Genomic DNA, 23661 nt, shown 5'->3' on the forward strand with positions numbered 1-23661 from the left:
GTTCAATGCCCGCGCATGGCTCGTTTACGCCCTTCATAAACTGTCGGTGGCCTCGCACTACGTGTGCGCCGATTAAGTTCTTCACAAGTTCAGTCGCAGCTACGTCATTCATGTTCGGTCGGCACGTAGAACCGCTCCGCGAAGAGCATTCCGGTTCCGACGTCACGAGCAATCAAGGAATGATTATGACGAGGCTCATGGAGATCGACGCACGCGTGGCTCAGCGCGTAACCCAGGCTGCCATTTGGAGATTCTTGATGGCCAACGAAACGATCATGAAGCGGCGCTGCCAGCAGGTTATTCGCAGCCCGCATGACGCTGAAGATGCGCTTAGCGAGCTAAGGCTGCGTTTGTTTCACCTACTAGAGAAAGAGCCTGAGCGTCTCAGCAACATCCATAACGTACCGGCGTGGCTACGCCGAGTAACGCACAATCACTGCATCGATCGATTACGCCAAACCTTACCCACCTGCAACATCGACTGGATCGACAACGCCCTGTTTGACGAAACCCAACTGCACCCTGCGCAGGACGGCCCAGAACATACTGCTTGTCTGCACGAAGCTCTGGAAGCGCTAAGCGCGGCCATGCAGCGGCTGCCCGTGCCACTGAGCGAAGCACTGGAGCAGCGCTGCATCGGCGGAGTTGAGTATGGCGACATGGCGGTGGTTCTCGCGATCAGCGAACCCAACGCACGTAAGCGTGTACAGCTCGCACGACAGCAGTTGCGTGGCTGGCTGTGCCCGTTCGATATGCAGGGAGGTGACCTATGACATCCCAGACGACCACCATGCTGAAGCACTGCGAGGTCGGCCTACTCGAGGTTTCTTGGCGCTGGCTGCGTAGCGATGACGGGCCCCGTCTAGAAGGCTACGTCAACGCCGAGGACGATGGTTTAGGCTTCAGTCTTAGCCAAAGCAATGCACAAGCAGGCTTTCTATTAAAGGTACCGAGCGGCACTCAGTCGCTGGCCTTAAGTCTGCTGCAACAAGGTTCTAAGGAGTGGCTGTTCAGTGCGAGCTATGTCGCGGCTGATGCTTTTATACAAAGCGGCTGGGGGCCACTACTAACCTTGTCGGGCAACCAAATGGTGCCTCCGCGTAGCGGCGAGTTGCAAGTACCCACACCGTGGCAAGGTAAGTGGTCTCTCTGGCGACACGGTAGCGCCTCGCCTGTCATTGACATCACACTGACAGCGCCGGGCATGCGGTTGGATACGGCCAGTTTAGGCGGAAGCAGCACCGAATGGGCGACGAATCTACCGGCCCCTTTCAGCCGTTCTGAGTGTGCATACCGGCTCGATATCGGCCGCGACGGCGCTTACCATTGCTCGGCCAACCTGCCGCTCTTACCCGGCAGTTTTATCACACAGCAGCTGGACAGCTGGCCACCGACCACACCCCCAACGCCCACGCCCACGCCCACGCCGCCTGCAGAGGCAATGCAGCAGCATGCCGACAATCAGGTGAGTGGCTTAGCACCATTTCGGCAGCTGGGCTTTCTCACGCTATTGGTACCGCCTGCGGCTGACACTCGAGCCCCCGCACTACTGCGATTATTAGCGCTGGCCAACACCTCGACCTTTTATCAACAGCTGCTCAGTACCGCAGATGAACAGTCACTGGAACCCTTACAACAATTAGCCAATGCCTTTTTCACCAACCAGGTGCCTTGGGAAGGCCAGTTCGTCGCAGACCTAGACACCTTGCCAACGCCTTTCACACGACTGGCCAGCCCTGAAGCCGATGCAGTACTGGCGCAACCACTGAGCAATAGCGATGCGCTGATCGCCGCCTTGACCCAGCTGTTCGGCATGCCGCCAGACGATGTGCTCAGCCTGCCCGACTTCGCCATACAGTGGCAGCGCTTGGCCAACAGTTATCTGAGCCTGCTGGTACTGGACTACAGCCAGTCCCCCGCACTCAATGACCTGCTACGCGGTTTGCGTGTATTGGCACTGGTGCAAGGCTTAACCACAGCACCGCAGGCCTTGCTTACTGGTACGCAGATTAGCGCGGCCCAACACGCGCAAGCCGAGCTGCCCACGCCTGTGTTTCCACTCCCCCAAGGCCAAACAATGCAAGCCCCACCAGGATTGCTGCTGGGGGCAGGGCAACTGTACCAATTCGCCGAACGCGTCTGCGGCTATGCCTTGGGCTCCATTGCCGAAGCGATCAACCTGTTGCCGGGGGAGCAGCTCGGTAAACGCGTCAGCCGCCAAACCAGCCTGAGCGAGCGGCAGCACGACGCCACGCAAGTGCACACCGAACAACAGCAGCACAGCACTACGCAGCAGCAGCTCTTGGATCAGCCGCAACTGGTCACCCGCACTCAATTTAATGACCTGGCTGAGCAATACGGTGCTGATGGGCTCAGCGTAACCGTCAACGGTAACTATCTGGTCGCTCCCGGCACACTCGATGGCGCTGATTTTCAACCGGTACAGCAGGCGCGTACTGAGGTTCAGCAGCTGTTCGAGCGCGCGCTCAGCCAAACCCAACACACGCTGCGCACGCGGCGCGAACTGCTGTTGCGCAGCGCGTGGAAAAGTAGCAGCTGGCAGCGACTAAATAATCTAGGCGAGCAGGCCCGACGGGGCTTTTATCATTGGCTTGTAGAACAGCGTGACGCGCGCTTGCGCGATCTTGGGCCACGCCTGCTGTTCCACTGGACACTAGATAACCCAGGCCAAGTATTGCTCACGGCCCTCAACGCCCAGTACGGGCAGCGCCAAACCATCCCTGTACCGCCCTGGGTGACAACAGATACTGTGCCGGGCGTGAGCAGCCCCGCCGAGCTCAACCAGCAGAACTACCTGGCGCTGGCGCAGCGCTACAATTTGCAGCGCCTACTCACCGCCCCGCAGAAAACCCTGCGCATCAGCCAAGACTTGAGCAGCACACCACCGAAGACCTGCGGCACCTTAACTATTCCACCGGGCTATCAGTCCAACAGCCTGCAGTTTGCCGCCGCCAGCGGTAGCAGTGGCAGCCTATTGATTGCCGGCAAGGCGCTGACGCTGGACACACCTCAGCCGGTCGAGCTAATCGGTTTGAGTGGCGAGGTTCCCTTCACCCTGGTCACAGCCAGCGACGCGCTAGCCATCAGCCTGCAACTCACCTGCAGCGCGCAGCATTACGCGGTACAACGGGCGGACTGGCAAACGCAGGCCTATAACCAACTACTCGAAGCCTACCAAGAGGCGCTGGTCGAACTGGCCACCACCTTGCAACGCTTCTGCGCCGAGCAACCCGGCGGCGTTGCTGGCTGCCTGGTTAACCGGCTACAAGGCACGATTCTGCAGGCAGTACAGAGCCATTACCCGAACAGCCACGACCTGAACCTGCGCCGCGCGCAACAACTGCAGCCTTGGCTGTGCCGCGCCCTGCCGTGGCAGCAGGCCATATTGGCTTACGCCAGCGCTACACAACCGGCGGACTGGCTGCCATTGCACAGCGAGCTGAATCGTCCGCAGGCCAGTATTGCGCTGCTGCAGGCGGCGCAATTGCGCATGACCTTAGCGCTCGACAACGCCAGCGCCGCACGGTTGTTCTACCTACTGCGCAGCGGCGGCCGGCTATGGCTGGGCGACGACACGCAGGTGCCGGTGTTTGCCGAGGACGCTGCCCTCTACAACCTCTGGCAAGACCTGCACACGCAGCTACCGGCGCAAGATCAATGCTGGCGCTTCAACGTGGAAACCTGTCATCGCTATCTCGCCGAACAGTTGGAGCTGCAATCATCATGCTCAGCACCTTAACGCCCGGCCCCGCCTCGTGGGTGCCACCCAGCACGCTGCCGGTCGGCAGCGTGATCAGTTATGCCGCGCCAACGGGCTTAGACCAGCCCACCAATGCCACTTATCCGCCACCCGCACTGGCGGCGTACGCACTGCACCTGGCCCGACTCGGCTGGCTGCTCTGCGACGGCAGGCGTGTTGCGGTGGCGCGTTACCCACGACTATTTCGCGCAATTGGTTACCTCTACGGCCAGGCGCTGGACCAACAAGGGCAGGTGCAAGCCGGCTTCTTTTTGCTACCGGACTACCGTGGCCGAGTGCTACGTGGTGTTAACGGCGCAGCCACCGACCCCATTGGCCCGAACGGTGACGCACAACAGCGTGACCCCGATGCTGACAAGCGCTCCGCGCAAGAAGCCGGTGGCTGGGCAGGCAACGCGGTAGGTTCAGTGCAATACGACGCCCTGCAAACGCACGTACACAGCTACCAAAAGGCCGGTTCAGCGTTGCAAGTTGCCCAGCAAGGCGGTCAAGGCTCAAGCCAAAACCAGACGCAGGACAGTTCAGCGCCACAGAGCCCCACCGGCGAGCCCGCACTTGTGCGTCTAAGCGAGGAAAGTCGCGGCAAAAATCAATACGTGCACTTTCTCATCCGCGCAATTTAAGCGTCGTCACTGCCCGCACTCAGCCTGCCACTCGCCGTCTATAACGCCTCCCGCACTTAAGCCGTACATTCCTGGTGCTCACCGCCCTCTACCGAAGGCCCCTCATTACGCCCTCGCCAAACACGACACCCACTAATAAGGGCGCACTACACCGCCGAATAGCATCTTGCGGCAGAAGTGCGCCCTACAAAGCCTTCTACAACTCAATAAAGGCCGCTAAAACATCGCAATCGGGTAAGCCGAGTTAACCACCCACTGACCGCCAATGAGATTCAAGTAACCACCCACCGTAAAAATCTGCCCGCCTGCACCCGTGCAATAGCCTGGCGCGTCTACGCGGGGTGCTGAAGGACCGCTAAACGGATTATTCGGCCCTGCAGGGGCAGCGCTATACGGGTGCATATAGGCATAGCGAATCGACGCCACTACCTCCCGCTGGCTACAGCTGTCCGGGTAGAAGGTCGAAGGACTTGCTTTAAGCACCCAAGCATTAGTGGCCACATTGAATACCCGCACGCCATTGCCAACATAACGATACGGCGCGGGATGATTGTTGCCCGGCGGCACGATAAAACGCTGCCCCGCGGTAATTTGCGCAGCGACTGGCGAGCCTGGTCGTGTGCCCAACAGTGCATCGTGGCCATTTGGCCGGGAGTGGTAGCCAACGGCATTGCCGACAGGATTGATCTCGCCACAAAAGATGTGTCGTTGATTCAGTTGTGGGTTGATCCGGCTGTTGGCTATCGGCGCATTGCCGACTTGGATCGGCACAGGGTTAACCCCAGGCGCACCGGCGGAGCAATTAATTTGCGCCACAGCTGACACGCTGAACATTACTGCGGCCACGCCGAGGGGGAAGGTAGGAAACATGTGCATGGTTAGACTCCTTTCTGATGTAAGGGACGGCTGTCCCTTTCTCCAGACGGAGTAGCGCAAGCTTTGTGAATGCCCCGGCAAAGCGCCAAACGCCAAACGTATGGTTCACCAGCAACATGCGATATGCGTGCATTGCCTAGGGGCTCCGGCCCCTTAAGCGTAAAAACGCTACACAAGAATCAAACGGTCAAAACCGTGCAGGGCGGCTTAGCGCCTACCCTGCACACTATCTCTACATTTGCGGATAAGCGGTGTTCACAATCCAGTTGCCGTCAATCAAATTGAGATAACCCTGCACCTGCAATAGAGAACCGTCGCTACCGGTGCAGTAAAGCGGCGAGCCCGCATTGGGCGCAGAGGGCCCATGAAACGGCGCGCTAGCGACTTGCGAGTCTTGGCTGTAGGCATAACCGATCGAGGCCACCACCTGCGCCTGGGTGCAATGATCAGGAAAAAACGTCGAGACATCCGGCTGTTTGTCAACCCAAGGGCCGTCCACCTGACGCACCTGAATGCCTACGCCTTGATACACATCAGGATAGTCAGTGGATTGCGTAACGGCTCCGGTCACTCGCGCAGCGAGCACCGCCGGAGCCAATATTGGGTCATGACCATCAGGCCGTGAGTGATACCCCATTGCGGTGTCGTCGTCCCTCAGCCCTCCACAAAATACGTGACGCTGGTTGATGTAGGGGTTGAGATTAGTGTTAGCGGCACCGGGGTTGAGCAGCACATTGGCCACAGCGGCAGAACCACCGACACAGTCGATCTGCGCAAACGCAGACACACTGAACAGCAGCGCCAGCAGACCGGCAGGGAATAGCTTGAGCTTGCGATTGTTCATGATGAGCATCCTTTCTGGTAAGCGGGGATTAGCCCCCGCAGGCCAGACGGCACTCATCACCTTCCTGTGAAGTGCATGGCGTTTTTCACAAGCGCCGCTCTACCTCGTCAATGCAGCAAGCCACGGCAGTTCAGCTGCGGCTGCAATCGGAACAAAAGGAGATTGACCATGACCGTATTCAACGTGAACTTCGCTGTCGACGATATGGAAGGTAAGACTGTATTGGTCTTCCTCAAGCCTCAGCGGCCACAGCGGGATTACCAAATTCATGCATGGCAGGTATTAACGGGTTCGGCCGGTGCAACCGAGTCGTTCGACTATCAAGCAGTGATTGAAACCGATGTCACCACGCTCGGGGACAAACCCGGCAATACCATTGTCTCGGGGCGCCGCGGTATTTCTCCGGGGGAGTTAATCCAGGCAGTTAGCCCAAGCGGCTTGTCGCCGTTTCTCGAAGCTGCGCCAACCTCACTGGCGCAGGACAAACTAACCCCGCAGCAATGCGGGGTGATCAACAAGACCAATCCGTTCATCCAGCTCGACAGCAATTGGTATGTTAATGGCCGGCCCGTAGTCACCATGCCCAAGGTGGATGCACGCATGACGGTCAGCTTCGAGTACCTGCCTCACTTCTACTTCATGGTCGCAACACCGCCCATGGTCGGAGAGACCTACATCGTGCAGAACTTCTCTGACATGACGCAGTACATCGCGCCCATCACCGCCACCGAAGTGGATGTCACCCTGACCCGCAACAACGGCCTGTGGAACTTCGACTTCCTCGCCAGCTAAACCCAAGCACGCGACGGCACTGACACTGCCGTCGCGTGTGCTGATTATTCCTCGCATTAATAGCCGCTCGCGCGAGCGCCGCAGACCAGCCCCTTCATGTTTACCCCCGCCGCTGAACTCAAGTAATGCACCGCAACAGTGGCGCTTAACGCCCCTAGAGAACGCGCAAGGCGTCACCTTTAAGGTTGCAGGGCTTATATGCAGAAGACACCGCGCACCCTGGCGGCGTGTTTAATCAACCGCCCATACTGGAGCCGTGACACCACGCTCAGTTCAAGGCACGCAGCAAGAGCACTGCAGGAGAAACGCGTAGGATCTACACCTCCGAAAACAAGGAAGTTTCACCATGAGCGGAAAACCGGCGGCTCGCCAAACTGACCCCACCTCTTGCCCATTACCTGGCCATGGCACCAACCCCATCGCCAAGGGCTCACCCAACGTCCTCTTTGACAACTTACCAGCCGCGCGGCTGACCGATACGTCGGTGTGTGGCAGCCCCATCGTGGGTGCAGTTGTTAACACAGTGCTGATCAATGGCCTGCCAGCGGCGACATTGGGCAGTACCGGGGGGCATGGCAGTGTGATCGTTGGCGGCTCAGGTAGCGTGATCATCGGTAACTCCGCAGTCGCGGCACCCTTTACCGCGCCAACCTCATTAGCGCTGCCAGCCGCCGCAGCTCCAGCGGCCACTGTTACTACGCCAAACCGGCAACCGCCGGCTACGGCCCTCGCGGCGCAACCCGCACAGCCAGTCGCAGCTCTGGCTCAGTCAGCGCCAGCGATTGATCGAGTAGCTGTGGCCGAGAAGATCCTGGACGACTTCGAATGCTCGGTGACCAAAGGCCGCGTGTTCAATGATCGCGGCTACCCGATGGGAAGTCCGGGAGACCCATTCGAAAAGCAGCAGATCATTGATCAGCTTCGACTACGAGTCGCACGCGCGCACGGAAGGCCGACCAACAGCCAGATGCGCCTCCCGGTCTACCCGGATCAAGATCGAACATCTTTATGTGGCCCTGCTGTCTTCTTCTATGCATTGCTGATGGACAGGCCAGACTTATATGCCCAGTCCATCATCGATCTCTGGGAAACGGGAAAAACGACCATTGGCCGCCTACACATCAAGCCCAGTCATGCCTGCTGCAACCCTAAGAACTTTAGCAATAAGGCACCGGGCGACCGCATCCCCCCGATAGATTGGATCTCCCTGGCAAGTCTGCGAGATAGCGAGAACGGGTTATTGAACTACGACTCGCCGGACGATCAGGCCGCTGGGATCACCTTTCCTGGTGCGATTGAATCGTGGTTCGTGAAAGCTGGAGCATCAGTTGTATTCCACAACATCCAGCTTGGCAGCGTCAGCCTGGATCGCTTGCTTGAACTGCTTGGTTTTGTAGCCGCCACACACCACGTTGTGTCGCTCGTAAATGCGGTCATGGTTGATGGTGGGGTGGGGGTCGGCAAAAACCACTGGATTGTGTGGGAGGGTACTCCCGAAACATCAAATGGCGTCATCACACCCGCCACATCGCTGGAAGAGAACATTACCCGCTCCAACTTTTTCTCTTGGGGAATGGTTGGGAATTTGGTAACCCGTGGCTATCGGCTAGACCAGTTGCTCAACAAGATCTTTGGTGGGCAGGTATTCACCCGAATTCCATAACGCAGAAGGAAATGCACATGAGATTTAGATCAGTCGCCATTAGCGGATTGGTGATGATGTTGTCCGGCTGTGAAGCTGTAATGTTTGGCAGTGTCCTTGCCGGCTGCGCTACCAGACCAGAACTCAAATTAATGCCTACGGAGCTTCCAATCGCCAAAGTGGGGACGCCATATAGCGTTAGGGTTGATGTGGTCGACGCAAGCACTCCTGTCAGCAAACTGCTAGTGGCTCCTGCCCACCCCCTGCCTGAAGGCTTAGTGTTGAGCCATGAAACAAGAGAACAGAATGGCGTCATCCATGGGACGCCGACTAAGACCGGCACCTATGACGTGCTGGTATACGGAAACACCTTCGGCACCCAATGCACGGGCCAAGATGTGGAGCGGCTTTATAAACTCGAAGTCAGGCAATAGCGGTAGGCCTCAAAAGTGAGGCTGCAGGTTGAGCTGATAGCCAGTAGGTTGAACAAGCTCGTTAATCGGCGCCAAGCCGGATCCCAGCTCACCGGCTAGCGCCCACCGAACCGCACGCCCAATAGCCATCCGCCCGTTTGAACAGCAAATTCTCTGAACCTTTTCTACCCTCGGCCGGTCGGCTTAATGACAGGTCGCGCCTTCCCTGCGACGCCAGTAGAGAATGCGTGACATGCCGAACCGTGCTCCCAGCAACGACACGTCTCTGGTAAACCTCGAACACCTTCGCCAACGCTATCACCGCGTACGCCACGTCACCGAACGCCTGTGCGAGCCGCTGGAGCGTGAGGACTATGTGATCCAGAGCATGCCGGACGTCAGCCCGCCGAAGTGGCACCTGGCGCACGTGACCTGGTTCTTCGAGGCCTTCATCCTGCAGCCTTTCCTGCGCGGCTACCGCCCGCTGGATGCGCGTTACGACCACCTGTTCAACTCCTATTACCAAACCCACGGCACGCCCTTCGAGCGTTCGCGCCGGGGTTTGCTGTCGCGGCCGACCGTGGCCGAGGTGTACGCCTATCGCAGCTATGTCGACCTGGCCATGGAGCAATTGCTCAGCCACCTAGACAGCGATATCGCCAGCGAAGTGCTGCCGCGTGTTGAGCTGGGCTTGGAGCATGAGCAGCAGCACCAGGAACTGCTGCTGATGGACATCAAACACATCCTCGCGCAAAACCCGCTGCGCCCGGCCTATCGCCAGGACCTCAAGCCCGGCGACAGCAAGGCGGCCCCTTTGCATTGGCAAACCTATCCCGCCGGTTTGCGCCATGTCGGTCATGCCGGCGAGGACTTTGCCTTCGACTGCGAGCGGCCGCGGCATCGGGTTTTCATCGACGAATTCCAGCTGGCCAGCCGGCCAGTGACCAATGCCGAATACCTCGACTTTATCGATGACGGCGGCTATCGCAGCAGCGCCTTGTGGCTGGCTGATGGCTGGGACCATATACGCCGCGCCAACTGGCAAGCGCCGCTGTACTGGGAACGGGATGGCGACGACTGGCTGGAGCTGACCCTGGGCGGCCCGCGCGAGCTGGACCACGAGGCGCCGGTGTGCCACCTCAGTTATTTCGAGGCCGATGCCTTTGCCACCTGGGCGCAAGCACGGCTGCCCCGCGAAGAAGAATGGGAAGTCGCCGCCCAGGACCAATCGCCCTGGGGCAACTTCGTCGAGAACGACCACCTGCACCCGGTGGCCTCCAGCGGCGGCGAAGGCCTGCAGCAGCTCTACGGCGATGTATGGGAGTGGACCGCCAGCGCCTTTCGCCCCTACCCGCGCTTCCAACCACTGACCGGCAGCCTTGGTGAATACAACGGCAAATTTATGTCCGGACAGATGGTGCTGCGCGGCGGCAGCTGCGTAACCCCCGAAGACCACATACGCCCGACCTATCGCAACTTCTTCTACCCCACCATGCGCTGGCAGTTCTCCGGCCTGCGCCTGGCCAAGGAGCTCTGACCATGGCATTGGCAAACCGCGTTCAGCAACAGGCCCTAGACCCCGAACAAGCAGCACTGCGTGAAGAGGCCCTGGCGGGCTTCGCCGCCAATCCCAAAAGCATATCGCCCAAGTTCTTTTACGATCACCCAGGCTCGCAGCTGTTCGAGCTGATCTGCCGGCAACCCGAGTACTACCCCACCCGCACCGAAGAAACCATCCTGCGCCTGGCCGCGCATGACATTGCCGCGCTGGCCGGGCGTAACGCCAGCCTGGTGGAACTGGGCAGCGGCGCCAGCCGCAAGGTTCGCCTGCTGCTCGAAGCCCTGCGCCCAGCGCGCTACCTGGGCGTGGACATCTCCCGCGAGTTCCTCCACGCCAGCACCCGCCGCCTGGCAACCGACTACCGCTGGCTGGACGTACACGCCCTGTGCGCCGACTTCAGCCAACCGATGAAGCTCCCCGCCGAGGCGCTGGGCGAGCGCCCGCTGGCCTTCTTCCCCGGCTCCAGCATCGGCAACTTCGATCCCCAGCAGGCCCGCGCCTTTCTGCGTAACCTGCATCAAGCCTTACCGAGCGGCAGCGGCCTGCTGATCGGCGTAGATCTGGTCAAGCCGCGTGAGGTACTCGAACGGGCCTACAACGACGAGGCCGGGGTAACCGCCCTGTTCAACCTCAACCTGCTGGAGCGCATCCGCCGCGAACTGGACAGCGACATCGATTCGCGCCGCTTCCAGCACCGGGCCTTCTATAACGAGGCCGAATCGCGCATCGAGATGCACCTGGTCAGCCCGCAAGCGCAGCAGGTGCGCATCGAGGACCACGTGTTCGACTTCGCTGCCGGCGAAACCCTGCACACGGAAAACTCCTACAAATACACCCCGGCCAGCTTTCGTCAGCTGGCCGCCGACTGCGGCTTTGCCTCGGTGGCGATGTGGCGCGACCCGGCGGAGCTGTTTAGCGTGCACTTCCTGCGCAGCGAGTAACCGCCCGGCCGCCACCGGGCAGACGCTCGGTGGCGGCCTAAGCCCAATCGCCCACCGTATCGGCGCATGCCGTGAGCCGTGAGCCGTGAGCCGAATAAGCTCGCTAATCGGCTCACGGATCAACCAGCCCATCCATGCGCGTTGCTCTGCCCTTCCGCCGTGCACAAACAGCCTAAGCCCCCGCCCCGCCGCACAGCCGCTGCGAGCCGCCATTCTCAGCGCACATCGCGCTAAGCCAGGCATGCCAAGCGATCAATTGTTGGACATTAGTCGCTAGCCCCTTGAGCCTTTGAAAGCAATTGGCCATTATCCGGAGCAGTGTCATGCATCTGGAGTTCCGACACGCCTGCTCGCCCAGCTTACGGGCGCCACTCAAGCGGCATTGCTCAAGGAAGAAGGCATGGACCCCAGCGTTATCCTGCGGCCACTTATCGATGCGCTGGCCTGGCTGATTCCCGCCCTGCTGCTGATAACCCTGCTCAAATCGCCCTGGGCCAAGGGCCATATTGGCGAACTGCTGGTGCGCTTATTCGCCCATTGGCAGTTGGACCAACACAGCTACCGCCGCCTGCACAACGTCACCCTCAACACGCCCGACGGCACCACGCAGATCGACCATATCTTCCTCTCGCCCTACGGCATCTTTGTGCTGGAAACGAAGAATATGAGCGGCTGGATTTTCGGCAGCGAAAACCAAGCGCAGTGGACGCAGAAATTCCCCAAGCACAGCTTCAAATTCCAGAACCCGCTGCGGCAGAACTACAAACACCTTAAAGCCCTGGAAGCCACCCTGGGCGTAAACCCCGAGCACCTGCACTCGGTCATAACCTTTGTCGGCGGCAGCAGCTTTAAAACCGCAGTGCCGGCCAACGTCACCCAGGGCATCGGCTTTGTCCGCTATATCCAGTCATTCCAGCAGCCGGTGTTTAGCACAGCTGAAGTCGACGCCATGCTGCACGCCCTGCAAACCGGCCGCCGCGCGCCAACCCTCGCCACTCAGAGCGAGCATGTGCAAAACCTTAAACGTAGAAGTGATCCGACAGCTGAGCGGCAGTGCCCGAAATGTGGCAGTGCGCTGGTTATTCGTACTGCGAGATCAGGGGCGAAAGCGGGGCACCAATTTTGGGGATGCTCGGGGTTTCCTAAGTGCCGGAAGATGCAGCACCTTTAACATGCGGCCAGGGGATAATGTAAAAACCTGCCTCATCTTACTCATCGTCAGCCCAGAACCCGGCATATAAAATTAAAACTTCCAACAGGTCTAGAACAGCCCATGCAACAAAAACAAATAATCCTAGACGCCATCCAAAAACTCACAGAAGACGACTTTAGTAAAAATATACTAATACCTCTACTAGAAAAAATTGGATATACGAACTTAGAATTCAATGGGGGTTCTTACGAGCAAGGGAAAGATATTATTGCTCACCTGCCAGCTGCTTTAGGAAAAGATGAAATCCACGTATTTCAGTCAAAGAAATTTAAGTCGAAGAGGAGCACAGCAAGCCGAATCAGCTTTTCTGAGTACACATACCAACTTAGCCAATGCATTATGAAACCCATTGCCTTGTCAGACGGCAGTAAACGGCGGCCAAATAAAGTTTATTTTGTCACTCCTTACAAGATAGATAGCAGGCATCTTGAAGAACAATTCGAAATTCTTTCCCTCCCAAACATAGAGGTTCTCGACGGAGAATTTCTTACGGACAACATACTAAAACATTGGCCATCTTTTACTAACGACATCATCCCTGACGCAGAGATAGCTATAGCACCGGCCCCTGAAGAAATATTTAACATAGAATTAAACAATGCATTACACATTGCAGAACAAAGAAAATACACAGAATATTATAACGACTTGAATTTCTTCGTTGGAGAGGTAGATAGCAGCCTAGTATTTGGCGGAACAGTTGATTATCGAATGGAAAAAGCCTTGCCATACTCGAAAGCCGAGTGGGACGAACTTAAAAAACTTGATTCATCTCTAAAAGATCACGGAGACCTTGGTGTAATTGCCAGTTCAATAGCAGATATTGAAGAAAAATATCAATCCGATCTAAACGCACACATAAGTGTAGCCAACACCAAACTAATTAAGCGATCAGAAGATTTACGAACCAACATAGCAAGCGGAAAACAAAAAGTTACCTCCACACTTTCTGAAGCGCTTGCTCATTACTCCAAAATAAAAGAAACGTCAGAAAACGGCAGCCAATTTTCAGAAGTAACTCAAACGCTATCTTCGCTAGAAGAATTTCAGGACCAGATAAGTAACGATACAGAGATAGCATGTCCACCTCGAAATGGAATGCCAAAGACTCCATACACAACATTACGATTTCTTTACGACACTAGAAATGAAGTTTACAGATCAAAAAAAGAGCTACTACTCATTCTTAATGAGATAATTCCACAGCCTGTTATTGATGCTGCCATTGATCAAGCCTATTTTGCGGAGAAAATAAACTCTAAAATACGATACGCAGAAGAGCACATTCAAAAACTGAACGAACGATCCCTAACAAGCGGCGAAACAAAATCAATTCTCGACGAAATAAATTCCCTCCTTCGTACAATTGATGTAGCAACCAAACAAAACAATAGCGTTGCCAAGTTCAGCATCGTCAAGGGATCAGCAAATAAGAATATTCTAGATATCTCCGCACACTCGCTTTTTGACTCAGGTTGCAACATAGCAATATATGGCGAAGCGGGCGCCGGAAAAACAACCACTCTCCACATGTATGCAGAAAAGCTATATCAAAACCAACAAACCGGGCAAATAGCACTATTCTTACCCCTGAACAGAATAACTAAAAAAATTGGCGAATTAGACCAGAACACAAAGGTACTTCTCATTACTGAAGAAAAACCTTTCGAGTCACTATTAAATGCATTCCTTATTTACAAAAACGTCTCAGCCTCTACAGAAAATCGCCGAGCATTAATGCTTGCACTACAAAATTCGAAAAAATGCATCGTAATAGTCGATGCTCTAGACGAAGCAAGCACACATGCACCATGGGTGATACAAGCCTTATCTGAACTGCCAAAAAATGTAACTCACGCCCAAGTTATTACCTCATCAAGAAACTGCGTTAAGTACATCAGGGAAATTGAATTCTTAGGCATAACCCTATTACCATTCACAAAAAAACAACTAGAAAAGTTCATTACTGGATGGATTGGAGACAGTGAGCAGGCAGGTACTCTCTTAGAAATAATAGAGCGTAAAAAGTTATATGACGTTGCAAAGAACCCACTTCTAGCGACTATTATTTGTAGCCTTCACACCAGCAACGTGCCTATACCTGAAAACGAACCAGAATTATACTGGAGAAAAATTGAGCTTCTTTGCGGACTGTACGACCACCACAAAGGCATTTGCCGCACAAAAAACGAAAAAAGTTTTCTAGAGTCGTGCTGTATAAAACTGGGTTACCGCTTCCATAGAAACGAGATAAGAGAAACTTCCATATCGGAGATAAGTAAGTTCCTTATCTCCGATTTCGAAAACAGGTATCCTCCTGCCAAGATCACAAGCGCGATTGAAGACCTCATATTTTCTTGCAATATCCTAATAAAGCAACCAGGCGGTGAAAATTACGGATTTGAACATCTTCGATATCAAGAACTTTTAGCAGCAAAAGAAATTGAGAGAAACAGAAGCATTGACATAACCGGAGTAATCGGAAAAGAGTGGTGGAAAGGCCCACTTTATCTGTACGCATTCAATCATGACATTCAGTTTTTGATTGACGAAATATACGATAAGAAAGGCAATATTTCACAATACAAAGAAACACTAATGTTAATGATTGAGGCACGCCCAATTAAACAACGCGATAATTTAATTAAACTAGTTGGCAAACTAGCAAAACAAGATTCTTTTGACGGGCTTGGCCGCACATCAAACTATGATTACGGCTATGACGAGGACCGCGCAGAGGAGGACTTTTACTAGGCGGAATAGGGGACAGACCACAGTTCACCGAGAATCAATCGTAGCTGCTCATACCTGCTCTACTAATTGAAGTCTGATAGGTCCCAAAAAGGGACCTATCGTTCCCTTTTTGGGACTGATTACGCGACAACCTTACCCTCCCACAACCGCCGTAAACCCCAGCGGCCGCACAGCCACTCACTGCGCCCGACTTATCCGCCATACCGTATTAGCCAAATCATCCGCAACAATCAGCGCGCCGCGCGGGTCGACGGTTACGCCTACAGGGCGGCCACGGGTTTTGCCGGCTTCGGTGCGAAAGCCGGTGGCGAAATCAACCGGTGGCCCTGAGGGTTTGCCGTCGCGAAACGGCACAAAGATCACTTTGTAGCCGACCGGCGTTTTGCGGTTCCAGCTGCCGTGTTCACCGATAAATACGCCTTCGCTAAAGTTGTCGCCCATGGCGGGGATGGAGAAATCCAGGCCGAGGGCGGCGACGTGGGAGCCCAGGGCGTAGTCCGGGGTGATGGCGCTGGCGACCTTTTCCGGCTTTTGCGGGCGCACGCGCGAATCAACGTTTTGCCCCCAGTAGCTGTAGGGCCAGCCGTAGAAGCCACCTTCGCGTACCGAGGTGAGGTAGTCCGGCACCAGGTCTGCGCCCAGCTCGTCGCGCTCGTTGACCACTGTCCACAACTGCCCGGTGTCTGGCTGAATCGCTAACGCCGTGGGGTTGCGCAGGCCGGTTGCATAGGGTTTGTAGGCGCCTGTTTCGGCATTGATCTGCCAGATCATGGCGCGGTCGACTTCGGCTTCCATGCCGCGCTCGGTGATATTGCTGTTGGAGCCGATGCCGACATACAGAAAGCGCCCGTCGGGGCTGATGGTCAGCGCCTTGGTCCAGTGGTGGTTGATCTCGGACGGCAGGTCGGTGACTTTGGTTGGCGGGCCGCTGGCCTTGGTCTGGCCGTCCTGATAATCGAAACGCACCAATGCATCCTGATTGGCGACGTACAGATTGCCCTCGTAAAAGGCCAGGCCGTACGGCGCGTTGAGGTTGTCGGCGAACACCTGCTGCAGCTCATAACGGCCGTCGCCATCGGCGTCGCGCAACAGGGTCAGGCGATCGCCGCCTTTGACCGGGGTGTTGCCCTTGGCTTTGATATAGCCGGCGATCACATCTTTGGGCTTGAGCTTCGCGGCATTGCCGCCTCGGCCTTCCGCCACCAGGATGTCGCCGTTAGGCAGAACGAGGGTTTGCCGGGGGATTTTCAGGTCGGTGGCGATGGCCGTGACGCTGAAGTTTGCCGGCACGCTTGGCACCTGATCACCCCACTTCTGCGGTTCGGCGATCTTCATGCTAGGTAGCAGGCCACGCTGCGGTTCGGGCAGTTTCGGCTCGGCTCCGTAGTGTTGCGCGGTGTTCTGCTGCTCGCTATCACATGCGCTGAGGAACAACGCCAGCGTCAGCGTTAAGGCTGTGCGGGTGCGGTTCATGCGGCATCTCCTGTACGCAGGTTGCTGAGGCCGATCCAGGTCGCCACGCAGGCCAGCAACGTGACGATCACCGATAGCACCAGGCCGGCCGGCATGGTGGCCCAGGCGTCTTTGGCATGCTCAAGGGCATTGATAAACCCCAGTATCCAAGTCGCCAGCAGCAGCAAAAAGTACACCAGCGGCCGCCCGGAACGAGGCCGCGCGCGCAGCAGATTGACGAAGGCGAACAGCAGCGCGAAACCGCAAAACACCAGCGCACCGGCTATTAGCCAGGAGGAGAAGTTGCTCCACTGGATCTGATAGCTGCGGAAGTAGGCGATATCACTCAGCAGGGCGCCGAGAAACAGCGGAACGGTCCCGGCCAGCAGGGTGGCGTGCAGCGGGCCTGGCCTGCTTCGGTAGGTAGGGTGCGTGGTTGCATTCACGGTCGGTCCTCATCGCTGGGCGTACCTGGCCGGTGATTGCTGCGGGCGGCAGACCCGCCAGGCTCGCGTTGGCTGTGTATAAAAGGTGAGCGCAGCACGGCCGGATAGTTCAGGTTTACGGGCAAACGGTACGCGCGCTGACAGGTCAATTGCGCGGGTATGTAACGCGCAGCGCCAGCGCCGCCGCACTGCGCAACCCTCGTGCTTATCGCGTTGGCGCTTGCCCAACCCGCGCGGTTGAGCAGCACTGGCACCTGCATTTCAGCCTAGGTGTGGATAAAGCTGCTGACGGCATCCGCGCTGATGTGCGGCGATTCGATGGCGTGAATAAGGCCGGACAAGATGGCCTGCTCCGGGTCGACAATACGGGGCGCGGCGGTCAGGTACTTTTCCGTTTCCAGTAGTTCGCTGGCATGCGCCGTTCGCTCGGCGACGATGCGCGCGTAGAGCTGCAAGTCGTAATCCAGGCTCATGGCGTATTCCGACATGCGCGAATGATCGACTGCGCCCTGCAAGTGCCAGTGGAAGGGATGGAAGAGAAATTTGCTGTGCGGGCAGGCCGTTCGTTGCTCGCCGGCCAGGAACACGATATTGCCCATGGATTCGACCGTACCTAAATTGTGCGTGTGCACCGGGATCGGTAAGGCCATCAGGTAGTTGTACATGGTGAAGCCATAACTGCACTCGCCGCCCATAGTCGCGATATTCAGGACCAAGCCTGTCGCCTCGCGCTGAACAGCCACCGAGGCTTTTTCTATCAGCTGGCTGCAGGTGGACGCATTGATCGGGCCAGTGAAGGTGATGACGTGTAAGGACATAAGGCACCTCGGCAAACACTCAAGGTGGGCGCGACCCGCCATGACGTTAACAGCGTTACCACCGTCCTTGGGCATAGCTTTTAGTGGCCGGGCTTAGCCTAAGTAGCTTTGAATTACTTAATAGCCAATTATTTAATAAGTAATGATGGCGAGGCTGCCGACGGTAAATGAAGTAGTAACCCATTAAAGCACCACTTTTACCGTCACAGCCTCTCACAACATCACTCTACGTCCAGACGTTGGAAGCATGGCCAGCTCGCTACAACTAACCGGCTTTCTCACAGATTGCCGGCATGTGCGGCGCGCTGGCTTTACCTTCAGCATATTCGGCGCCCTCTTTATGTTCGCAACAGCCCTGAACATAAACACGGGGATCGCTAGCAGCTGTTTTCCGGTTCGTCATCAACATCGCTTCAGGTTGTATCTCTACAACACTGACGTGTTGTATTTCGCCTCGGTTGAACTCAGGTGCCGCACGCATTGGGGCTTCCTCATTCTGGATTTAAGCGCGTCGGTAATGCTGCAGAAATGGGGCTTAAGTCTGGCGTCCGCCACCCTGATTCTGCTGCCCGCCTTTGCGCCCTGACTCCGGGGCTTTTTGCCGGTCATTGGCAACGTTACCACCTGATGATTGGCCGCCTTTTTTGCCCGCTTCAGAGGCTTTCTGGCGATCGTTGGCGAAGTTACCTGGGTTGTTATTACCTTTAGTCATGACAGTTCTCCTGTATGTGTATAACTACCGTTTCGCTAGTTTTCCCATGCTTATTGCACTGGGTATTTATTCCGATAACGGCAACCAGGGAAACGTTTGAAGAATTTTTTCAACGGCCGATGAACGGTTACATAGCAATATGAGATTGTACAAACCAAGACTATTTAACGCCGCTTCGTATAACTGCCTAATTGCCAGTTAAATGCCAGTAAGTTGATGGCACATAAACCGCTTCGCTTAATGTCGCTTTATACCCAGGCCGCTTGTATAGGGTGGATGAGTGGCGCGGGGCGGGTTATGGGCAGCAGCGCGCAATTCGGGCGCCGGTGATCGCGGGCATGGCCCGCTCCTACAAAGCAGCGCGAGCGACAGGCAAGCGGTTTATGCATCGATCAGCGACTAGAGCGCGTGCAACCGCCTAGCCATTCTGCCGTTCGACAAACGCCGTAAAGCCGGCCAGCGGCAGTGGTTTGCTGAACAAGTAGCCCTGAAACTGCTTACAGCCGTTGCTCAGTAAAAACGCTTGCTGCGCCTGGGTTTCCACCCCTTCGGCAATTACCGTCATGCCCATGCTTTGCGCCATGGCGATAACGGTGCGCACGATGGCCTGGCTGCTGGCATCGGTGAGCACATCGCTGACAAACGAGCGGTCAATTTTCAGGGTGTTGAGGGGCAAGCGTTTGAGGTGGCTGAGGGAGGAGAAGCCGGTGCCGAAATCATCCAGGGAGAAGCGCACGCCACGCTCGATCAGCACAGCCATCTTGGCCATCAGGTCGTCGATGTCGTGAACGATCAGGGTCTCGGTCAGCTCCAGTTCAAGCCGCCGCGCGTCGATGGCGTAGGTCTCGATCAGCCCGAGCATGTCCGCAACAAAGCTGGCCTGGCGAAACTGCTTCTGGCTGATGTTTACCGCCAGGCTGATGTCGCGGTAGAGCGGGTCGTCCTTCCAGGCGTGGAGCTGGGTAAAGGCTTGCTCCAGCACCCACTGGCCCATGGGGATAATCAGCCCGGTTTTTTCGGCATGGTCGATAAACTCGGCGGGCGGCAGCAGCCCGCGTTGTGGGTGTTGCCAGCGGATCAGCACTTCGGCGCCGGTCACCTTGCCGATGCTGTTCAACTGCGGCTGGTAGTGCAGCACAAACTGTTGCTCATGCAGCGCCGCGTGCAGGTCGCGGTCAAGCACCGAGCGCTCGGCGGCATCGCTCTGCAGGATATGCAGCAGGGCGAACAGCATCAGCATGGCCGCCACGCCCTGCACCCAGGAGCCCGTGACCCGCACATCATCCGGCAGGTGGTAGGTGCTGACGGGGCTCCAGGATGAGGACGCCAGCACGGTAAACAAACCGAGGCACAGTGCGGCAACGCCGTAGCGCAGCCATAGGCGCTCATCGCGAAACGCCATTAGCGCGGCAACCGCAATTGGCAGCAGGTACAGGTGAGTGGCCCGTGGGGCCGCTGCAGTGTGAGGGTCCATCAGCAAGGTGGTGCCGAGGATGATCAGGATGATCACGCCGAACAGCAGCAGATTGGCCAAACGGACGTGGTTGCGCAGGGTCAGAATAAAAATCCCAAGACCGCAGAGAATCATCAGCAGATCCATGACGACGATGCCCCACGCGCCGCGCAGGCTAAAGAAGATGCCCCATAGGCTGCCGACCAGCAGCAGTACCAGGCTGGCGAGCATGCGCATGCGCCGCTCGCGGCGCTGGCTGATCAGGGCCAGGTCGGGGGAATGCCAAAGCTTGAGAACCTGCTTGAGAAAGGCGGTAAGTACGGTCATGGAAAGTCCCTGTGTGACCAATAACTTCGCCAAGGTGGTCGCCCGAGGGCACGCCAACGCAGCGCTTTATCGATAAGCCGAGTTGAGTGTAGACGGCGCGACAGGGGCGTTACGGGCGGCGCAGGCAGTGCTTAGCCGCCGTTGGGTTTATCGATTGAACGGTCACGACCCACCAGGCGGTTGCGGCCCAGTTCCTTGCCGCGATACAGGCGCTGATCGGCGCAGCGGTAAAGCTGATCGGCAGTGCGGCCATCGACGGGCCATTCGGCCAGGCCGAAGGTGGCGGAGAGCGCAATGTCCTGCTCGCCGTAGCGCATCGGCTGGCTGCAGAGCTGCTCGCGCAGGGTTTCCACCAGCGGCTCGGCGCCCTGGCCATCGGTATTGCGCAGCAGCAGGCCGAACTCCTCGCCACCCAGCCGGCCGAGGGTGTCGGTGGCGCGCAGGCGTTGGTTGAGGCTGTTGCAGATATGCCGCAGGGCCTGGTCGCCGGCATCGTGGCCGTACTGGTCATTCACCGCTTTAAAGTGATCGATATCCAGCACCACCAGCACCAGTTTGGCCTGGCTGCGCTGCGCCTCGAGGATGCTCTGCTCCAGGCTCTGCTGAAAACTGCCCCGACTGGCCGCGCCGGTCAGCGCATCGGTGCGCGCCATATGCTGCAACTGCTGGTAGGCAGCGGCGCGGCGGGCTTCGTAGAGGTAGACGAAGACCAGAATCATCACCCCGCAGAACACCGCATTGCCGAGATCGATCAGGCTTTCGGCATCCATCTGCACCGGGTAGTTGTACAGGTACAGCAGGCAGGCACCGATGACGAAGGGCAGCGCCAGCACGCTGCCGCGTGTACGCCCGAGCAGCAAATAGGACAGCACCGGAATGCTATAGACCCAGACGAAGGCGGTTTTCGAGGCGTTGGGGATGACGATGATGTACAGCAGAAAGCTGAAGGTCGGCAGCAGGTAGAGGTAGATCCAGGGCAGCAGGTTGCGCACCCTGACGATGCGCCAGGCGCCCCACAGCAAAACCCCGGTGGCCACCAGCTCGAAGCTGGCAAACAGGTAATTGCCGGCCATAAATTGCAGCGCGCAGAACACCCCAAGGGTCAGCCCGGTGGTGGCAAAGATCATGCGGATCAACGAGCGCTGGCCGACGTACTGTAGGTCGTCGACAGCGGCGCTGCTGTCACTGCCCGTTTTGGTTCGCGGTCGAAAAAACATGGCCGGCGCTGCATAGGTGGCGGTTTGATGGCTCACTGTGCCTCAACTCTCACACCTTGGCCAGACGGGCAATACAACTAAAGTCTGACCACCTGGCGCAATCATCCCGGTTCTATCGAGGCAGGGCAGCATCTGCTTACCTGCGCCATGCCAATGGCCTTTGCCGGGCGAGCCGAGACGACTGAGTGCGATGGAACGATCCAGATAGGCGGCGCAGCGGCGAATCGGAACCGGCCACAACAACCGCGGTCCACTTATCGGTGGTGCACCGTGCCTACCACCCTGTCTGCGGAAGCAGCGCTGTGTCCGCGCCATAACGATTCGGCCCACGCCGAAAAGGAACCGATATGCGCCCAGCCTGCCCCGCCCCGAGCCGCCTGTATGGCCCACTGTTCGCCGCGTCCCTGTGCATCGTGCCCGTTGCGGCAAACGCCAGCGACTTTCGCGTTACCACCACCAGCGATCAGTACGACGGCACGTGTGACGCCCTCTGCTCATTGCGCGACGCGGTGGCGGCCGCCAACCGCCAAGGCGGCTCGAACCGCATCCTGCTGCCCGCCGGGACCTATTTCCTGACCTTACCGCCACAGACCGGCGAGGACGGCGAAATCCTCGATGAGGACGAAAACCGTAATGGCGATCTGGATATACAGGGCAACCTGACAGTACTTGGCGCAGCAACGGAGCAGACCATCATTAACGCCTCGGGGCTGGATCGGCACTTTGAAACCCTGCCTGGCGCGCAGCTGCAGCTCGACCGCCTGACCTTGCGCAACGGCAGAGCCAGCTTTTTCGGCGGCGCCATCGAGAATCACGGCACCACCACCGTGCGCCGTGCGCGTATCGAGAACAATCGCTCCGCCGGCATGTTCCAACCGGGTACGGGCGGCGCCATCGCCAACTTCGGGGTTTTCAACCTGCATTACTCGGTCGTGCACGCCAATCTCTCGAATGCCGGCGAGGCCTTTCTGGGTATGGGCGGCGGCATCTTCAACGCGGGCACCCTGTTGATTCGGGACAGCACGATCAGCGGCAATAGAGCCAGCGACGACGATGATTCCGGTATGGGCGGCGGTCTGTACAACCAGGGCAGCGCCGACGTTGCCCGCAGCACCTTCACCGGCAACCTGGCCAGCGGCAGCGGTTCGGCCATCAGCAACCTCGGCTCGATCAAACTGAGCAACAGCACCCTAAGCGGCAACGACGACTTCTACTCACGGATGGGCGGAGTCTTCAGTAACGGGCAAGCCTACCCGCCATTCAGCGGTACGCCGCAGGCGACGCTGATCCATGTGACCATCGCCGATAACCTCGGGCCGGGCCTGTACAACTTCGGCAAACTGCGGCTGCGCAACAGCCTGATCGCCGGCAATATCGCCGTGATGGACGATAGCCAGTGGAGCAATTGCAACAACCAGGGCGACAAAGCCAGTTACCAGGCCAGCGGCATGCTGCTGGGCACTGGCCCAGGTAACTGCACCGCCGAGCGCTATATCGAGAACCAGCAAACCCTCACCAGCCTGCTCGAACCGCTGGCCGACAACGGCGGCGCCCCCCGCACTCACGCTCTGCGCCCGGCCAGCCCGGCACTGGATGGGGGGATCAGCTCCTGCAGCAGCCATGACCAACGCAGCCAACCGCGCCCGCAAGATGGCGATGGTGACGGCGTCGCTGTGTGTGACCTGGGCGCTTATGAGCGCAGCGCCCCTTGATCCGCAAGACGCTCACACGTCGGGGCAAAAGCGCAGCTAGCGCTTGAACAGGAGCAACGATTTAACCTTGGCCGCGCGACTGTA

At 57.5% G+C, this 23661-nt stretch carries 19 protein-coding genes and 1 pseudogene; 11 read left to right on the forward strand and 9 right to left on the reverse strand.

Going from position 1 to position 23661, the window contains the following annotated elements:
* The first annotated feature begins 257 nt into the window (after positions 1-257).
* The 3 genes from AACX99_RS14915 to AACX99_RS14925 all read left to right on the forward strand — a co-directional run bounded on the left by AACX99_RS14915 (position 258) and on the right by AACX99_RS14925 (position 4404).
* On the forward strand, positions 258-773 hold the full coding sequence (locus AACX99_RS14915; protein WP_339412984.1) for an RNA polymerase sigma factor: 516 nt from the start codon (positions 258-260) through the stop codon (positions 771-773).
* Positions 774-1441: 668 nt separating this feature from the next.
* Positions 1442-3760, forward strand: a complete 2319-nt coding sequence (locus AACX99_RS14920) for a hypothetical protein (protein ID WP_339412985.1) — start codon at positions 1442-1444, stop codon at positions 3758-3760.
* Positions 3745-4404 (forward strand): phage tail protein, encoded by a 660-nt coding sequence (locus AACX99_RS14925; RefSeq protein WP_339412987.1) that lies wholly within the window; start codon positions 3745-3747, stop codon positions 4402-4404. The genes AACX99_RS14920 and AACX99_RS14925 overlap by 16 nt, the downstream gene beginning before the upstream one ends.
* A 216-nt stretch (positions 4405-4620) precedes the next feature.
* Here the strand turns inward: AACX99_RS14925 and AACX99_RS14930 are convergent, their stop codons facing one another.
* Together AACX99_RS14930 and AACX99_RS14935 are read right to left on the reverse strand one after the other, a co-directional pair.
* On the reverse strand, positions 4621-5280 hold the full coding sequence (locus tag AACX99_RS14930) for an EndoU domain-containing protein (RefSeq protein WP_339412989.1): 660 nt from the start codon (positions 5278-5280) through the stop codon (positions 4621-4623).
* 232 nt (positions 5281-5512) lie between these two features.
* The gene (locus tag AACX99_RS14935) at positions 5513-6124 is read right to left on the reverse strand and encodes an EndoU domain-containing protein (RefSeq protein ID WP_339412990.1); all 612 of its coding nucleotides are present in this window, start codon (positions 6122-6124) and stop codon (positions 5513-5515) included.
* A gap of 168 nt (positions 6125-6292) precedes the next feature.
* On the opposite strand from AACX99_RS14935, the gene AACX99_RS14940 reads away from it, so the two are divergent.
* From AACX99_RS14940 to AACX99_RS14970, 7 genes and pseudogenes are all read left to right on the forward strand, one after another.
* Positions 6293-6916, forward strand: a complete 624-nt coding sequence (locus AACX99_RS14940) for a hypothetical protein (RefSeq protein WP_339412991.1) — start codon at positions 6293-6295, stop codon at positions 6914-6916.
* Positions 6917-7259: 343 nt separating this feature from the next.
* A pseudogene (locus AACX99_RS14945) lies at positions 7260-7559 on the forward strand (PAAR domain-containing protein); the annotation flags it as partial.
* Positions 7560-8596: 1037 nt separating this feature from the next.
* Complete coding sequence (locus AACX99_RS14950; protein ID WP_339412993.1) at positions 8597-8992, forward strand: putative Ig domain-containing protein; 396 nt, start codon at positions 8597-8599, stop codon at positions 8990-8992.
* A 232-nt stretch (positions 8993-9224) separates the two neighbouring features.
* Entirely contained in the window at positions 9225-10508 is a 1284-nt protein-coding gene (egtB, locus tag AACX99_RS14955) for an ergothioneine biosynthesis protein EgtB (protein WP_339412995.1), read from the forward strand.
* Between the two features lie 2 nt (positions 10509-10510).
* On the forward strand, positions 10511-11473 hold the full coding sequence (egtD, locus tag AACX99_RS14960; RefSeq protein WP_339412997.1) for an L-histidine N(alpha)-methyltransferase: 963 nt from the start codon (positions 10511-10513) through the stop codon (positions 11471-11473).
* A 400-nt stretch (positions 11474-11873) separates the two neighbouring features.
* A complete protein-coding gene (locus AACX99_RS14965; protein ID WP_339412999.1) occupies positions 11874-12644 on the forward strand; it encodes a nuclease-related domain-containing protein in 771 nt (256 codons plus the stop codon).
* A gap of 102 nt (positions 12645-12746) precedes the next feature.
* Positions 12747-15440, forward strand: a complete 2694-nt coding sequence (locus tag AACX99_RS14970; RefSeq protein ID WP_339413000.1) for an NACHT domain-containing protein — start codon at positions 12747-12749, stop codon at positions 15438-15440.
* Positions 15441-15617: 177 nt separating this feature from the next.
* Here the strand turns inward: AACX99_RS14970 and AACX99_RS14975 are convergent, their stop codons facing one another.
* The 7 genes from AACX99_RS14975 to AACX99_RS15005 form a co-directional block, all read right to left on the reverse strand.
* Positions 15618-16913 carry a PQQ-dependent sugar dehydrogenase gene (locus AACX99_RS14975; RefSeq protein WP_339413002.1) on the reverse strand — a complete coding sequence of 432 codons (1296 nt, stop codon included), beginning with the start codon at positions 16911-16913 and terminating at the stop codon, positions 15618-15620.
* On the reverse strand, positions 16910-17338 hold the full coding sequence (locus AACX99_RS14980; protein WP_339413004.1) for a DUF2231 domain-containing protein: 429 nt from the start codon (positions 17336-17338) through the stop codon (positions 16910-16912). The genes AACX99_RS14975 and AACX99_RS14980 overlap by 4 nt, the downstream gene beginning before the upstream one ends.
* 266 nt (positions 17339-17604) lie before the next feature.
* A complete protein-coding gene (locus tag AACX99_RS14985) occupies positions 17605-18156 on the reverse strand; it encodes an ATP-dependent Clp protease proteolytic subunit (RefSeq protein ID WP_339413005.1) in 552 nt (183 codons plus the stop codon).
* Between the two features lie 265 nt (positions 18157-18421).
* Positions 18422-18637 (reverse strand): hypothetical protein, encoded by a 216-nt coding sequence (locus AACX99_RS14990; RefSeq protein WP_339413006.1) that lies wholly within the window; start codon positions 18635-18637, stop codon positions 18422-18424.
* Positions 18638-18691: 54 nt separating this feature from the next.
* Positions 18692-18868: a general stress protein gene (locus AACX99_RS14995; protein ID WP_339413007.1), complete on the reverse strand. Its 177-nt coding sequence runs from the start codon at positions 18866-18868 to the stop codon at positions 18692-18694.
* Positions 18869-19286: 418 nt separating this feature from the next.
* Complete coding sequence (locus tag AACX99_RS15000) at positions 19287-20648, reverse strand: putative bifunctional diguanylate cyclase/phosphodiesterase (RefSeq protein WP_339413008.1); 1362 nt, start codon at positions 20646-20648, stop codon at positions 19287-19289.
* A 131-nt stretch (positions 20649-20779) separates the two neighbouring features.
* Entirely contained in the window at positions 20780-21865 is a 1086-nt protein-coding gene (locus AACX99_RS15005) for a GGDEF domain-containing protein (RefSeq protein WP_339413010.1), read from the reverse strand.
* Between the two features lie 347 nt (positions 21866-22212).
* Between AACX99_RS15005 and AACX99_RS15010 the strand changes: the two genes are divergently transcribed.
* Positions 22213-23577, forward strand: coding sequence for a CSLREA domain-containing protein (locus AACX99_RS15010; protein ID WP_339413012.1), 1365 nt, complete (start codon positions 22213-22215; stop codon positions 23575-23577).
* Positions 23578-23661 lie beyond the last annotated feature (84 nt).

The organism is Pseudomonas sp. EA_35y_Pfl2_R5, assembly GCF_963970805.1.
Classification (GTDB): domain Bacteria; phylum Pseudomonadota; class Gammaproteobacteria; order Pseudomonadales; family Pseudomonadaceae; genus Aquipseudomonas.